Genomic DNA, 14,718 nt, shown 5'->3' with positions numbered 1-14,718 from the left:
TTGCGTCGCAACACCATAGCAGGATTTTCGGCGCCGTCAGGCTCCTGTGAATCGGCATGGAATAAGGACCCCGTTTAGGGGGTGATCGGCATCGAAACGGGACCCTCGCTGCTTTGGGTCCACACTGGCCACCATGGAGGATATGGAGGCCTGTCGAGGGATGCTGATTGTGGAAACGATCGCGAAGATCCGTCGTGCCTTACTTCGTGCAGCAGAAGCCGATCAAGGTGATCTGCCGGGACTTCGGGCTGTCCCGGCAGGTCGTGCGGAAGGTGATCCGGTCGGAGGCCACGGAGTTCCGCTACACACGCACGAACCAGCCCTTGCCGAAGATCGGCCCCTGGCGTGAAGAACTGGATGCTCTGTTGCTGGCCAACGAGGGCAAAGCATCACGGGAGCGCCTGACGCTGGTTCGGCTGTTCGAAACGTTACGGTCCCGCGGCTATGAAGGGGGCTACGACGCTGTCTGTCGTTATGCCCGGGTTTGGCGGCAGGAGCAGGGGCCCTCCGTCGCGCAAGCCTACGTGCCGTTGAGCTTTGCCCCGGGCGAGGCCTACCAGTTCGACTGGAGCCATAAGGTCGCCCTGATCGACGGAACGACGGTCACGGTGAAGGTGGCCCATGTCCGCCTGTGCCACAGCCGGATGCTGTTCGTGCGGGCCTATCCGCGCGAAAGCCAGGAGATGGTGTTCGACGCCCACGACCGGGCCTTTGCCTTTTTCAAGGGAGCCTGTATGCGGGGCATCCACGACAACATGAAGACAGCGGTCGACACGATCTTTGCCGGCAAGGAACGGGTCTATAACCGGTGCTTTCTGCAGATGTGCAGCCATTATCTGGTTGATCCGGTCGCCTGCCCCCCGGCTTCAGGCTGGGAAAAGGGACAGGTCGAGAACCAGGTCAGGTTGGTCCGCGAGCGCTTCTTCACACCCCGGCTGCGGGTGAAAAGCTACGATGAACTCAACGGCTTGCTCCTGGACCGCTGCGTCGCCCACGCCAAGGCGCATCGCCATCCCGAAATACGGGAGCGGACGCTCTGGGAGATGTTCGAGGCGGAACGGCCGAGCCTGGTTCCCTATACTGGGCGGTTCGATGGCTTCCATGCGGTGCCGGCCTCTGTGTCCAAGACCTGCCTAGTACGCTTCGACAACAACAAATACTCGGTCGCGGCCAGCGCGGTGGGCCGTCCGGTGGAAATCCGCGCCCACGCCGAGCGGATCGAACTGCGCCAGGATGGGCGGATTGTCGGCGAGCACGCCCGCTGCTTCGGCCGCGACCGGACGGTGTTCGATCCCTGGCACTATGTCCCGGTCCTGGCGCGCAAACCGGGGGCCTTGCGCAACGGCGCACCGTTCAAGGATTGGGTTCTGCCGGCCGGTCTGGAGCGCGTCCGGCGCAAGCTCGCCGCCGTTGAGGATGGCGATCGGCAAATGGTGGACATTCTCAGCGCCGTGCTAAGCGACGGTCTGCCAGCCGTCGAGGCGGCCTGTGCCGAGGCCCTGCGCGAAGGCGTCCACTCCGCCGCCGTCATTCTCAAAATCCTGGTCCGGCGCCGGGAACCGGCGGCGGCGATCACGATCATGACCTCCGACGCCCTGCGACTCCAGCACGAACCGGCCGCCGATTGCGCCCGCTACGACAGCTTGAGGAGACCCCTGTGATGGAGCCACCATGAGCGAACTCAAGCTCTATGGCATGAAGGCCGCTTACGACGAACTCATCGCCACCGCCGTCAAGCGCCAGCACGAGCCGCAGCGGGTCGTCGGCGACCTGCTTGCCGCCGAGATCTCCGAAAAGCAGGCACGCTCGATCAAGTACCAGATCACCATCGCCAAGCTGCCGCTCGCCAGAGACATCGACGATTTCGTCTTTGACGACACGCCGGTCAACGAAACACTGGTACGCGATCTCGCCGGCGGTGCTTTTCTGACCCAGCAGCGCAATGTCGTCCTGGTCGGCGGCACCGGGACCGGCAAGACCCATCTCGCCGTTGCGATCGCCCGGAGCTGCATCCGAGCCGGCTCCCGGGGGCGCTTCTTCAACGTGGTCGACCTCGTCAACCGGTTGGAGGCCGAAACCCGGGCTGGGCGGCAGGGCCGGCGAACTTGGATCATGGGACTATGGTTCATCCTGCAATCGGACAAGGGCATCTCGTCCATCCGTCTGGCCGAAGCACTCGGCGTCAGCCAGCCGACAGCATGGCGGATGGTCCACGTCCTGCGGCTCCTGGTGTTGCGCGACCATTCGCTGGGCGGGACAGTGGAGATCGACGAGTTCCATTTCGGAGCCAAGCCGCGCCGTGACCCCAACCCTCCCAAACTGGGGCGAGGACGAAAGGGTCATCCCCGCACGACGAAGACACCAGCTCTTGCGATCGTCCAGCGGCCAAGCGGTCGGGAACCGGGAACGCCGGCAGGGGAAGCCCGTGCCGCCGTGGTCGCCGACCTGTCGCTCGACGAGCGCCGAGCGGGTGCTGGAAGCTGCTGTCGATCCCGACGCGCACTTGATGAGCGACGAATGAAAGGCATTCGTCGCTATCGGCAGCGCATTCGGTGCGCACGATACGGTCCGCCATTCCCAGCGCGAGTATGTGCGCGGCAGCGTGCATGCCAATTCGGCCGAGGGCTTCAACGATCGTGTCCGGCGCACCATCGCCGGCGTCTTCCATCACATCACCCCCCGACCACGCCAACCTGTACTTTGGCGAGATCGGCTTCCGCTGGTCCCAGCGCACGGTGGCAGGTCAGGCCCAACGCCGCACCCGCAAGGGGCGGATGGTGATCCAAACTCTGTGGTCTCATGTTCCCGCCCTCCAGCTACCGGCCGTCTTTCGCTACGCTGTCGGCCGCCAACTCCGGCGAACCAAGGACGGCGGGATCAGCATCCGCTCGGCCATAGCTGTCTTTGGTTGATAATGGTGGCGTTGTTTATCTAACACCTATCGCTCGATCCTCAGAATGCGCTTATAGCGCGCCATCGCGGTTTCCGCCTTGCTCCGCTTTCCATGCTCGGTCTGTCGTTGCCATCCCAGGCGACCGCGCTCGGCGATGGTCTGGATGTGGCGGTCCCGCTGGGTGGGAGCCGTCTCGGCGGCCGTCACGATCATGCCCCGCGGCATGGCGTCTGAGGAGGCTTCGTGTTCCTCGGCGCGCTGAGGGTGCCAGTTTACTCCGCTGAGATGACAAGCGGGTCGCCCGCAGGGTTGCACAGCACGGCCAAGCTTTCCATGGTCATGTAGCGTCGGCACACCGCTCATTCGTTATGTTGCTCCAGCAGCAGGGCGCCGACCAGCCGGGTGACGGCCGCTTCGCATGGGAAGATGCCGACGACGCTGGCGCGCCGCTTGATCTCGCCGTTCAGGCGCTCCAAGGGGTTGGTGGAGTGCAGCTTGGTGCGCAGGTCCTTGGGACAGACCATGTAGGCCAGCACGTCGAACTCGGCTTGGTCCATCAGGGCGGCCAGTTTGGAAAAGCGTGGCCGCAGGCTGTCGGCGACGTGTCGCCACTGCTCGTGGGCGGCCTCGGTGGTCTCCTGGGCAAAGGCGGTGCGGATGGTGGCGGCGACCATCGTCTGGTGAACCTTGCCGACGCAGGCCAGGAGATTCCTCATCCAATTGCAGAACGCCTTGGGATCCACAGATCGACTATATCGAGATACAAACAGGAGATGTTGGCAGCGGCGCGATCCGACTTGGAGGATCTTGCCCAGCACGCTACTCGTCGGCCAACATCCCGTGCGCCGTGACCCAGCATTCAACCGGAACCGCCACGCTCTGGTGGTGGATGTCCGCTTGACGGAGGCCACCGGCAGGGCCGAGCGTGAGGCCGCCGTGTCCATCGAGGTCATTCCCGGCCGCTACCGCATCACAGTTGGAGCCGACAAGGCCTACGACACCAACGATTCCGATGGAAGCAAACTCACCAACGATCCGCTGCCCAGTATCACAAAGCCGCTCGCCAAAAAGAGAAACTGCAGGACTACCTGAAAGCGGCAAATTTTTCTTCCTGACCGGCCAGCGTCGCCTCTTTGATCAACTTCCATCCGGCCTTGCTCAGAGCATGGCCGGAGCGGTGAAAGCGAAGCCCCGGGCATGCACCGTACGCACTGGCAGGGCTTCGCCCGTGTCGGCTTCCACCTTCCGGCGCAGCCGATGCACCAGAAGGTCGATGCCACGGGCGTCGCCCTGTACCCGCTCCGCCACCAAGCTTCGGTCGATGGTGGCGCCAGGGGTCTCGAAGAAGGGCGAGAGAAAGCGCACCTCCATTTCGTTCAGCAGGACGGCGACCCCACCCGGCGTGATCAGCCGCCACTGCGTGATGTCGAGACGCCAAGCCGCCAACGGGGCGGGCGGCTCGCTCCGGCGCCGCATGACGGACAGGACGGCCGCCTCCAACTCGCGCAGATCGACCGGCTTCACCAGATAGATGTCGGCCCCGCTGTGCAATCCCAGGATACGGTCCTCGACCCGGCCGCGCGCGGTGACGATGATCAACCCCGGCCGCGGACCGCCGCTCGTCAGCCGCCCCGCGATCGATATCCCGTCCTCGCCCGGAAGGCCGAGGTCGAGGATGACGATGTCCGGCAGGCGGTCGGCCAGAGCCTTGTCCATCTCGGAAGCCGAGGCGGCCGTCCGCACGGTCATCCGCCGCCGCTGGAGGAAGGAGACGATCTCCTCCCGCAGATCCGCATGGTCTTCGACAACGAGCACGTCGACGGGCATGGTCCATGGTCCTCGAATATGGCGTTCAGGCATTTCAGGCCGCCTCGCGGGCGTCGTCCCCCGATGCGAACGCACCTTGCAGCGGCAGGCGGATGACGAACAGGGCGCCGCCTCCCGCCCGGTCCCGCACCTCGACCGTGCCGCCGTGGGCGGTGACGATGCTGCGCGTCAGGTACAGCCCCAGCCCGGCGCCCGGCACGCCGCCCGTGTCGACGCAGCGGTAGTATTTCTCAAAGATGTGGTCGCGCTCGGCCTCCGGCACGCCCTTTCCCTGGTCGACGACGGTCATCACCGCGTCCTCCCCGTCGCGCTCCAACGTCAACTCGACGGCGCCCCCCGGCGGGGAATATTTGACCGCATTCTCCATCAGATTGGACAGGGCGATGCTGATCAACGGCGCGTCACCGGCCGTCGTCGGCAGGTCGCCGGCCCGGACCGCGACGGGGTGCCGGGGGGAGGCCGCCTGGGTGGCGTCGGCGACCTCGCGGACCAGCGCCGCCAGATCGAGGACGCCGGTGCGCAGGACCAGCCCCGCTCCGTCGATGCGGTCGTCGAGCAGACAGGCGTCGATCATGCCGTTCATTTAGCGCACCGCCCGCCCGATCCGCGCCAGCCGGTCCTGCGTGGCGGCGTCGGCGGCGTCGGCGGCGTCGGCGTCGGCGTCGGCGTCGGCGTCGGCGGCGTCCAGCCCGAGATTCTGCACCGCCATGCCGATGACGGTCAACGGCGTGCGGAACTCGTGGCTGATCATCGCCAGGAACTGCCGCTGGGTCGCACGCGCCGCGCGCTCCAGCCCGGCGACGGTCTCCGCCATCTCCTTGGCTTTGGTCAGTTCCTGCTCGAGCTGTCGACGCCGGCTGATGTCGTTCACGGCGACGAGGCGGGCCGGTTGGCCCTCATGCGCGACGACCGCCATCGACGTCAGCGCCCAGAAACGTCTGCCGGCGATATCCTGCAACTCGATCTCGGCATTCTCGACGACGCCTTCCCGCTCCAACCGGGCGAGCAGCCGGGTGCGATCGCTTGGATCGCAGAAGAAGCCGGCGGCCGGGCGAGGAGTCAGCGCCGCGTCCGGATCGCCCAGGAACTGCACCCGCGCCCGGCGGTTGGCGTAGAGCATCATGGACCCGGCCGCGTCGGACAGCAGGATCGGAAACGGTGCCGCCTCAAGGATCGCGCGCAGCTGCGTCTCCCGGTCGTGCAGGACGGCGTTGGCGCGGTCCAGGGCTGTGGTGCGCTCCGCCACCCGATGCGCCAATTCGGCCTCGTTGCGGCGCAGGGCCTCGACCAGAGCCTGCTGGGTGCGGGCCTTCTCCACGCGCAGCTGGCGAAGCTGGGCCGCCAGCATCGCGCCGAAGAACAGCATCTCCACCATCGGCGCATAGGCCGGCAGGTAATAGGTCAGGTCGGTCCAGGGCAGGATCCCGGCGTTCCGCAGCCCGGCCAGCAGATTGCCCCCGGCCAGCGCTAGCCAACCGAAAATCATGTAGAGAGCCGGCCGGTCGCCCGCCAGCCGGCATTGGACGCTGGCCGCCATCCCGGCGACCAGGACCACCAGCATCAGGTTGGTGGCGAACGGGATCACCACCGGCCGCGTGTAGCCGTCGAGAAAGGGATAGCCGGCGAGCAATCCGGCGCCGAGCAGGGCCGGGATGGCCAACACCGGAACCGCCCAGCGGGCATGGCGCCGCAGCGGCAGCGCAGTCAGCAGGAATCCGGCGCCGAGGACCCCGGCACCGACCAGCCAAACGACTGACGAGATGTCACCGAAGAAGAAATGCCCGCCCCACAGCAGGACGTCCAGTCCGTTCATCGCCATGACATGCCCGGAGGTGGCCAGGGCGGAGCCGGCGTAGAGCGCCATCGGCAGGCTTGGAAGCGCCACCGCCAGCAGCAGGGCGCCCAGCCCGAGCAGGACGATGACGGCGGTCAGCATGGTGTGGATCTGGACCTTCACCTGCTCCGACGCCCAGAAGGCGCCCGGACGCCACAAGTCGACCGGCAAGGCCATCGAGCTGGTGGACACCGCGCGCAGCCACAGCCGGTGCTGCCCGGCGGGCAGGTCGATGCCGGCGGCATGCACGCGGGTCGGCATCGCTTGGTCGTCGATGACGCGGTCGCCGAACCGCAGGAGCGGTGGCGCGTCCGCCCGCCCATCCTCCCCGGCCAAGGTCCAGGACCCCCAGGCCTCCAGCCGGTCGAAATTGGGGATGTCGAGCGTCAGGAAATAGCGCCCGGCGCCCTTCGGCGCGACCGTCAGATCCACCCGCAGCCACAGCGCGTCGGCGGTGAAGCCCAGGCTGTGACCCTCGGCCAGCCGGGGCGCTGGCTCGAAGCGACCGGCCTCCCGGCCCAGCATGTCGGCAATGGTCAGCGTGTGGCCGGGGTCGCGCAACAGCGCGAAGGAGGACAGCGCGACCCGGTCGCTGCCGTCGATCCGCACCGCCTCGGCCCTCGCGGCTCCCGCGGCGAGAAGCAGCAGCGCCGCCAGGACGCCGCACCAGCTCATGCGGAAGCCTAGTAACCCCGATCGTCCCGTCATCACCGTCCACCGCCGGCCATTTTCGGGGTACCCCATCTTTTCTCATCCTCCCGCTTTTGGAAAGATGGTTTCTCAACCGAACGCCGCCTTTGCCCGCCGATCCTCACCAAGACCAGCGCAGGCCGGCCGAAAGACCGTGGTTGCTCTCGCGGCGGCGGATCTCGCCGAAATAGCCGGCCTGGAGGGAGAGCCGCTGCGTCATCGCCACGTTGACCCCGGCGCCGACCACCGCCGCGTCGCGGCTGGGACGGCTCGACCGCACCGTGAAGCGCGCGCCGTTCAGCGCACCGGTCGCCGACGCGTCGACGTCCCGCCAGTCATGCTCCCAACCCAGCAGGCCGGTCGGTTCCAGCACCGTCTCGCCGACGCTCAGCCGCGTGCCGGCCCGCAAGCCCACCGAGCTGCGCAGCGCGTTCTGCGTCGCCGATTCCTCGGTCAGACTCAGCAGCGGCGTGCCACCCTCGGTGAAGCCACCACGCTCCAGCCGGTCCCAGCGCAAGCCCACCCGCGGCTCCACCCAGGCATCGCCGTCCAGCGCCACGCGGGTCCCCGTCGACAGCTCCGCCGACAGGTCGTTGCCGCCCGCCTCGCCCGACGCCGCCCCGGCAACGTTGCCGAACATCACCGACCGCGTGGTCTCGTAGCGGCTGTAGCCATAGCCCAGCGCCGCATCGACGAAGGCCGCGCCCGGCGTCCAGCTTCCATAGGCGGTCGCCTGGTAGCTGTCCACCGTGCCCTTGCCCAAGCCCCCGTCCGCCTTGACGCGGGTGCGCAGGAAGCCCAATGCCACCCCCGCCTTGAGTTCCGGGTCGAAGGCATAGTCCGAGCCCAGCATGAAGCCGCCGGTGAAGCGGTCGACCGCTCCGCCGTTGCCGTCGCCGCCGCTGCGGCCCCGGCCGACCAACGGCTGGCCCCACAGGCTGGCTCCGCCGGCCGCCGGCTTGGCGGCTCCGTCCGAACCTTCGGCCAAGCCGGAGACCGAACGCGCCTTGCCGTCGAACAGGAACTGCACCACCCCCGCCACTGGCCCCGGCGCGCCGGCCGAACCGCGTCCGGCCGCCTGCCGCGCCTCGACGGTGCGGCCGAATTGGCGGCGGTTGACGGCGTCGGCCGCCAGCGTGTCGGCGTGGATCTCGCCGGACAGCTGGTTCAGCGCCGGGCCGATCCGACCGCCGGACAGGGTGTGGAGGTTGTCGAACAGCGCCTGGGTCGTCGCGTCCGACGACTGCCCCCCGGCCGGCGGGCGGAAGCTTTCCAGCGCCGCGCCAACGGCCTTCTGGTTGATGCTCTGGCCGAGGCCGGCCGGGCCGAGGTTGGCGTAGCTGATCGGCGTCGCCACCAGGGCGACGGCGCCGGCGCCGTAGATCAGGTCCAGCCGCGTGCCGGCGGCGAGGCCGCTGGTCGGCTGGTCGAGGCTGGCGAAGCGGCCCGACACGCCGCCGTCGGCGGTGACCACGGTGAAGCTCTGCCCCAGCGCTGGGGTGAAGCTGTTGGTCGCCGATCCGCCGATGCCGCGCATGATCGGCGTCAGCCGGCCCCCGGCGGTGAAGGAGGAACCCACGACCACAACCTGGTCGTGGTTGCCGGCGCCCGTTCCGGTGCCGGTGCCGTCGATCTCGACCTGATAGGTGGAGCTGGCGTTCAGCGTCACCGGGGCGGTGAAGACCAGCGTGCCGGGAGAGTTGCCCGGCGCCAGGATGCCGGAGACCGAGGTGATGCCGCCAATGAGGCCGCTGCCGCTCAGCGTCGCGCCGCTGGCGACGGTCACCGCGCCGGTGACCTCGCCGTTGACCTTGGCCGTGCCGCCGCTCTCCACCGTCACCGACGAGGCGACCGTGCCGCCGCTGCTGACGGTGACGGCGCCGCCGTTGACCGTGACCGGAGCCGAGACGCTGCCGCCCTGCTCGATGGTGACCGTACCGCCACCCACCGTGACCGGTCCCGAGACGTTGCCGCCGCCGGCGACCGTCAGGCCGCCCGACTGGACGTTCATGCCACCGCTGTTGGCGACCGTGTTGGAAACGACCAGCGCGCCGGAGCCGTTCACCGTCAGCCGCCCCGCGCCGGTGATCGAGCCGGACAGGGTGACGGTCGAGCCGTTCGGGTCGATGACGCCGTTGGTCGCCTCGACGTTGACCGTCTGGGTCAGGGTCAGCGGCGCCGTCGGCTTCAGGGTGCCCCCGTCGAAGGTCACGGTGGAGCTCCGCACCGCGCCGTCCTCGTTGGTGAAGGTCGGCTTGGAGCCGTCGATCACCCCGGTGGTGACGGTCGGCGTGGTCGGCGTCACCACCACCGGGGTCGTCGGCGTGGTCGGCGTCGTGACCTCCGGCGTGGTCGGCGTCGTCGGGGTGGTGACGACCGGGGTGGTCGGTGTGGTGGGCGTCGTCACCTCGGGGGTCGTCGGCGTCGTGACCACCGGAGGCGGCGGCGGAGGAGGAGGAGGCGGAGGAGGAGGAGGAGGAGGAGGCGACGTCACGGTGGCGACGAGCACCGTGTCGTTGGCGGCGATGGTGTAGCCGTTCAGGTCGACCGTGCCGACATAGGCCGTGCCGGTTGCCGCCGTCCAGGTCAGCGATCCGGTCGACACCACCGAAACGGTCGCGCCGGCGAAGCTGGGCGCCGCCGTGCCGCCGTTGCCGTGGATCAGGGCGACGGTGGCGCCGTTGGTCAGGGTGACGCCGCTGAGCGTCGGGGTGATGGTGACGGTTCCGGCGCCCGGCGTGTAGTTGGCCGTGTTGGTGGTGTTGACGATGTAGCCGGTGCCGCCGTTGCCGATGGTGAAGGTGATGGCGCCGTTGCCGTTGATGTTGCCGGCCACCGTCAGCGCCGAACTGCCGAGCGCGACCGTGCCGTAATTGGTGAGGACCCCGACGGTGCCGCTGCCGCTCAAGGTCGCGCCCGGCGCGATGGCGACGCTGCCGATGGTGCCGGTCACCGCCAGCGTGCCGCTGGTGATGGTGGTCGTGCCGGTGGAGCTGTTGACGCCCGACAGGGTCAGCGTGCCGCTGCCCGCCTTGCTGAAGCCGCCGGTGCCGCTGATCGTGCCGCCGAAGCTGGTGCTGGCGCTGTCGCCGGCCGTCAAAGTGCGGCTGCCCAACTGGATGTCGCCGATGCCGGACAGCGCGCCGATGGTCTGGTTGGCGTCGATCTTGAAGACCGCGCCGGAACCGATCTGCATCGCCCCCGTGCTGGCCAGCGCCGCTCCGCTGGTCGACACCAGGGTGCCGCCGGTGATGGTGGTGCCGCCGGTGTAGCTGCCGGTGCCCGACAGGGTCAGCGTGCCGGTGCCGGCCTTCACCAGCCCGCCGGTGCCGGTGATGGTGCCGGTGATGGTGGTGGTGGGGGGGGCGCCGACGCTGGTGGTCAGGGTGTGGCTGCCCAGGTTGAACACGCCGGCGCCCAACAGGGCGCCAGCCGTCTCGTCGGCGCCGAGCTTGAGCGTGCCGTCGCCGAGAACCGCCAGCGCCCCGCTGTCGGAGAGGGCCGAGCCACCCATCACGGTCAGGGTGCCGGCGTTGATGCTGGTGGAGCCGGAGAAGCTGTTGGTCCCCGACAGGATCAACTCGCCGGCGCCGTCCTTGTACACCCCGGCCGAGCCGGTCAGGCTCGACGCGATGGTGGCGACGACGCCGCTGTTGGAGACGATGGGCGAGGCCCTCTCGGTCAGGCCGATCGTGCCGCCGGTCAGCAGGTAGCCGTTGGTCCCGAAGGTCATGCCGGCCACCGATACCGAGCCGGAGACGGTCACCGTCCCGGCCGTGCCCTGGAAATACGGCGTGATGGTGTCGCCGGTCAGGGTGCCGCCGGTGGCGCCGCTGGCACCCGTCCAGTTGGCGCCGGCGCCGCTCCAGGTGCCGTTGCCGCCGTCCACCGTGCCGTTGGTGGCGTTGCCGCCCGCATCGCCGTCCCAGTAGAGCCGGCTCGGCGTCGCCAGCGTGACCACCAGTTGCTTCAGGGTGCTGATGATCGTCGTGGCCGTGGCGACTTCCAGGCTGGTCGAGGGCGCGGTCACGGTGACGCCGGCGTAGCTGGTGGCCGTGCCGTTGAGGCCGCTGGCGATCGTGTAGCTTCCCGCCGCCAGGGTTCCCGTGACCGGCTGCAACAGGATCGAGCCGTTGGTCAGGGTCATCCCGGCCGTCGCCTTCAGGGCGCCGTAGTTGGACGTGGAATCGACCCCGATGATCAGCGTCGTGGTGGAATCCTGGGTGTAGGAGCCCGTTATGGTCAGGGAACGCGGCGCAACGTACAGCGTCCCGGTGTTGGTGATCGTGCCCGTGCCCGAATTGGCGGAAACGTGGTTGCCCAGATAGGTGTTGCCGTTGAACCTGACATTGCCGGCCGAGGCGATCGTGTTGGTGATCGTCGACACGCTCCCCGCCAGCGTGCCGTAGATGGTGCCAGTGCCGCCCTGGATCGTCAGCCCGCTGGTCCGGGAATCGCTGATTCTGCCAAGAATCGCCCCCGTGTTGATCAGGGTGCCCAGCACAGCGCTGCTGCCGATCGTTATCGCGTATCCGGAGACCCCAGCGCTCTGAAGCGTGCCGCTGTTGGTCAGCGTGCCGATCGTCCCCGCGAGGCTCAGGCCGCTGGATCCGGTGATCACGCCGGCGTTGTCGACACGCGTCAGAGAGTCCGCCGCATTGCTGACGTAGAGCCCGGGTCCCCCGTTTCCGTCGATCGTCCCAATGCTCGTGTTGATCAGGGCCGGGCTGCTCGTGGTGCCCGCCAGCATGATGCCGCCGTTCGATCCGGATCCCCCCCGCAGCAATCCCGAATTGGTGATGGTGCCCAGCGTCATGCCGTCGAAGCTGAGGGCGGGAAAGGTCGAGGAGATGATTGTGCCGGAGTTGGTGATCGTTCCGATGCCGGAACCCGAGCTTCCCCTTACACCGATGGAAGCGGTGCTGATGGTGCCGGTGTTGTAAATGCCGCCGACCAAGCCGTTGCTCGCGATGGCGATGCCGCTCGAGTTGGTCGAAATTATGTTGCCGTCGTTCCAGATCGAGCCGATCGTGACGCTACCGATTGTGACGGCGACACCCGAACTCAGAGAGATGGTGCCGGCGGAGCTGATCGACAAACTGTTGCCGGAATTGATCGTCTGGGGGGTCGTAACGGACGAGGAGACGGTGCTGGTCGTCGCTTCGCCCGGCGACGGCCCCAGGACGGCGGCAAGAACGATCATCGAAGCGCCCGCCAGGAGACCCCGGCGCAGATTGGCGTGGTTGCGGGCGGAAACGGTCAACATCATCGTCCTAACCTCGGTCATTCACTTGGCACGGGATTCGGAGGTCGCGTGGGGATGCATCCCGATCCGGCCAGGGGCTGTGTTTTGCGCAAGTCATCGGCAATTGGAGATTGCGGCTGTTGAGTTATTGCAGCAATGATGGATTCTTAGGATTTGATACCAAGTCAATATCTCATCTATTAAATGAAATATGGCTTTATGAATAGCAAAAACATGTTAAAAGTCAATGTCACGAAATGTAACACCAAGATCTTTCCAATCCTTTCTAGTTCTTTCCAGTTCTTTCATTTTAAGTGATGACATGAGGTTTGCTAAATAATGCCGCGTTTGCTAAATTTATTGATATTTTGAAGATTTGCACTCATTGCGTGCAGAATGGATGCGGACAAAGGCCCGGCCAAATACCCTGCGGGCTGTTTACGCGCCGCTCCGGCCGCAGTATGACGGAAGGGCGCAGTGATGGATAAGGATGCCATGAACGTTTGGAAGGCCGCCCTGCTCTGCCTCGCCCTCGCCGCGGTGGGAACGGAGCCCGCCCTTGCGGCCGACCCGCCCGCCAAGCCGGACGGTGCTGCCCAACCCCTGTGGAGCAAGCGCTGCGTCAAGGAGAACGACCGCGAGGTCTGTTTCATCGAGCAATACGCCGTCGCGATGCCGGCGAACGCCGTCCTGCTGAACGTCCTCGTCGGCTTCCTGGGACCCGAGGGGAAGCCCCGCATGATCATGACGGCGCCGCTCGGCGTCATGCTGGCGCCGGGGCTGGCGATGAGCATCGATTCCGCGAAGCCCGTCACCCTGCCCTTCGAGAACTGTCAGGCCGGCGGCTGCCGCATGGTCGCCGATCTCGACCAGTCCAGCCTCGACCAGTTCCGGCGCGGCGATAAGATGACGGTGCGCTTCGTCACCGCCGACCGGCAGGCCGTCGACATCCCGGTCCCGCTGAAGGGCTTCGACGCGGCCCTGAAGCAGCTGAAGAAATAGGCCGGCCGATGGCTCGTTCCCCACGACCCGGCAAGCCGGGACACGCGCGCTCCCGCGCCGCCGCTTCCGCGCCCCAGGGAATGCCGGCCCAGGGAATACCGGTCGAACAGGCCATCGACCTGGCTTACCGCCACTGGGAGGCGGGACAGTTTCCGGAGGCGGAGACGCTCTGCCGGCAGGTGCTGGCGGTGCTGCCCGCGCAGCCCGACACCCACCATCTGCTGGGCCTGATGGCGCACGCGCTCGGCCGCCTCGACCTCGCCATCGAGCATATGCGCCAAGCCTGCGGGCAGCCGATGGCGCCGGCCGCCTATTTCAGCAATCTCGGCGAGTTGTGCCGCCGCGCCGGCCGGCTGGAGGAGGCCGAGCGCGCCACCCGGCAGGCGGCGGCGCGGGACTGGCTGGCGCCCGGCATCTGGAGCAACCTCGGCATCATCCTGCAGGAGGCGGGAAAGCTGGAGGACAGCGCGCGCTGCCTGCAACGCATGCTGGCGCTGGCGCCGGACGCGCCGGAGGGGCACAACAACCTCGGCAACACCCTGCTGCTGATGGAGCGGTCGGGGGAAGCCGCCCTGCGCTATGGCGCGGCCCTGATCCTCAACCCGCTCTACGCCGACGCGTGCAGCAATCTGGGGAAGCTGACGGCCGCGCTCGGACAGCCCGAGGCCGGCATGGCGCTGCTGCGTCGCGCCCTCGCCATCAATCCGCGCATGGCCGACGCCTATCTCAACGCCGCCGAGCTGGAGGCCGGGCGCGGGCGCTGGACCGATGCCCTGAACTGGCTGGAGGCCCTGCGCGACTTCGCTCCCGACAACCCGAAGCTTCCCGGCGCCCGTGCGTTCATCGTGGATCGGCTCGGCCGGATCGCGGAGGCGGAGGCGGCGGCGAAAGGCAAGCCGCAATGACCGGAACCCAGGCGCTGGCCGGCGGGACGGGGCGGTGAACTGCTGGCATCTGCTGGCGGTCGCCCTGCGCGCCCAGGGCCATCTCGACGAGTGGCACCGTCAAGTCCACGGTGGCTGGGTGGCTGGGTGGCTGGGGTGCGGGTATAGGGTTGGTTGCCATGACGACGCCCCGTGCCCCCCGCTACGTCGGCTTCCGCTTCCCCGCCGAGGTCATCGCGACGGCGGTGTGGCTCTCCTTCCGCTTCCCTTCCGCTTCCCTTCCGCTTCCCCTTGAGCCTGCGCATGGTCGAGGAGATGTTGGCGGCCCGCGGCATCACCGTGA

The 14,718-nt window shown here is 67.7% G+C and carries 8 protein-coding genes and 5 pseudogenes; 8 read left to right on the top strand and 5 right to left on the bottom strand.

The annotated features are described in order from the left end of the window. The first annotated feature begins 160 nt into the window (after nucleotides 1-160). The 3 pseudogenes from istA to EJ913_RS32725 all read left to right on the top strand — a co-directional run. Nucleotides 161-1,661, top strand: a pseudogene (gene istA, locus EJ913_RS22005) (IS21 family transposase). A 10-nt stretch (nucleotides 1,662-1,671) separates the two neighbouring features. Continuing rightward, nucleotides 1,672-2,100 (top strand): annotated as a pseudogene (locus EJ913_RS22000) (ATP-binding protein); the annotation flags it as partial. Between the two features lie 6 nt (nucleotides 2,101-2,106). Then, nucleotides 2,107-2,912 (top strand): annotated as a pseudogene (locus EJ913_RS32725) (IS1595 family transposase); the annotation flags it as partial. Nucleotides 2,913-3,165: 253 nt separating this feature from the next. Here the strand turns inward: EJ913_RS32725 and EJ913_RS31800 are convergent. After that, nucleotides 3,166-3,615: pseudogene (locus tag EJ913_RS31800) on the bottom strand (transposase); the annotation flags it as partial. A 133-nt stretch (nucleotides 3,616-3,748) separates the two neighbouring features. On the opposite strand from EJ913_RS31800, the pseudogene EJ913_RS21985 reads away from it, so the two are divergent. Next, nucleotides 3,749-3,902: pseudogene (locus EJ913_RS21985) on the top strand (IS5/IS1182 family transposase); the annotation flags it as partial. Between the two features lie 149 nt (nucleotides 3,903-4,051). Here EJ913_RS21985 and EJ913_RS21980 read toward each other — a convergent pair. From EJ913_RS21980 to EJ913_RS21965, 4 genes are all read right to left on the bottom strand, one after another. Beyond that, nucleotides 4,052-4,720, bottom strand: a complete 669-nt coding sequence (locus EJ913_RS21980; protein WP_127001903.1) for a response regulator transcription factor — start codon at nucleotides 4,718-4,720, stop codon at nucleotides 4,052-4,054. A gap of 34 nt (nucleotides 4,721-4,754) precedes the next feature. Next, entirely contained in the window at nucleotides 4,755-5,303 is a 549-nt protein-coding gene (locus EJ913_RS21975) for a sensor histidine kinase (RefSeq protein ID WP_127001901.1), read from the bottom strand. After that, entirely contained in the window at nucleotides 5,304-7,262 is a 1,959-nt protein-coding gene (locus EJ913_RS21970; protein WP_185909886.1) for a 7TM diverse intracellular signaling domain-containing protein, read from the bottom strand. Between the two features lie 103 nt (nucleotides 7,263-7,365). Further along, entirely contained in the window at nucleotides 7,366-11,865 is a 4,500-nt protein-coding gene (locus EJ913_RS21965) for an autotransporter outer membrane beta-barrel domain-containing protein (protein WP_127001897.1), read from the bottom strand. 82 nt (nucleotides 11,866-11,947) lie between these two features. Here EJ913_RS21965 and EJ913_RS21960 point away from each other — a divergent pair, with 82 nt between their 5' ends. From EJ913_RS21960 to EJ913_RS21945, 4 genes are all read left to right on the top strand, one after another. Next, nucleotides 11,948-12,187: a hypothetical protein gene (locus EJ913_RS21960; protein WP_127001895.1), complete on the top strand. Its 240-nt coding sequence runs from the start codon at nucleotides 11,948-11,950 to the stop codon at nucleotides 12,185-12,187. Next, nucleotides 12,188-12,649 (top strand): hypothetical protein, encoded by a 462-nt coding sequence (locus EJ913_RS21955; protein WP_127001893.1) that lies wholly within the window; start codon nucleotides 12,188-12,190, stop codon nucleotides 12,647-12,649. 335 nt (nucleotides 12,650-12,984) lie between these two features. Then, complete coding sequence (locus EJ913_RS21950) at nucleotides 12,985-13,491, top strand: invasion associated locus B family protein (RefSeq protein ID WP_185909885.1); 507 nt, start codon at nucleotides 12,985-12,987, stop codon at nucleotides 13,489-13,491. An 8-nt stretch (nucleotides 13,492-13,499) separates the two neighbouring features. Next, complete coding sequence (locus EJ913_RS21945; protein WP_127001889.1) at nucleotides 13,500-14,396, top strand: tetratricopeptide repeat protein; 897 nt, start codon at nucleotides 13,500-13,502, stop codon at nucleotides 14,394-14,396. The last annotated feature ends 322 nt before the right edge of the window (nucleotides 14,397-14,718 follow it).

This window comes from Azospirillum doebereinerae, from assembly GCF_003989665.1.
Classification (GTDB): Bacteria; Pseudomonadota; Alphaproteobacteria; order Azospirillales; family Azospirillaceae; genus Azospirillum; species Azospirillum doebereinerae.
The sequence above is the reverse complement of the archived record's forward strand: the minus strand, read 5'-3'. Positions and strand labels throughout refer to the sequence as shown.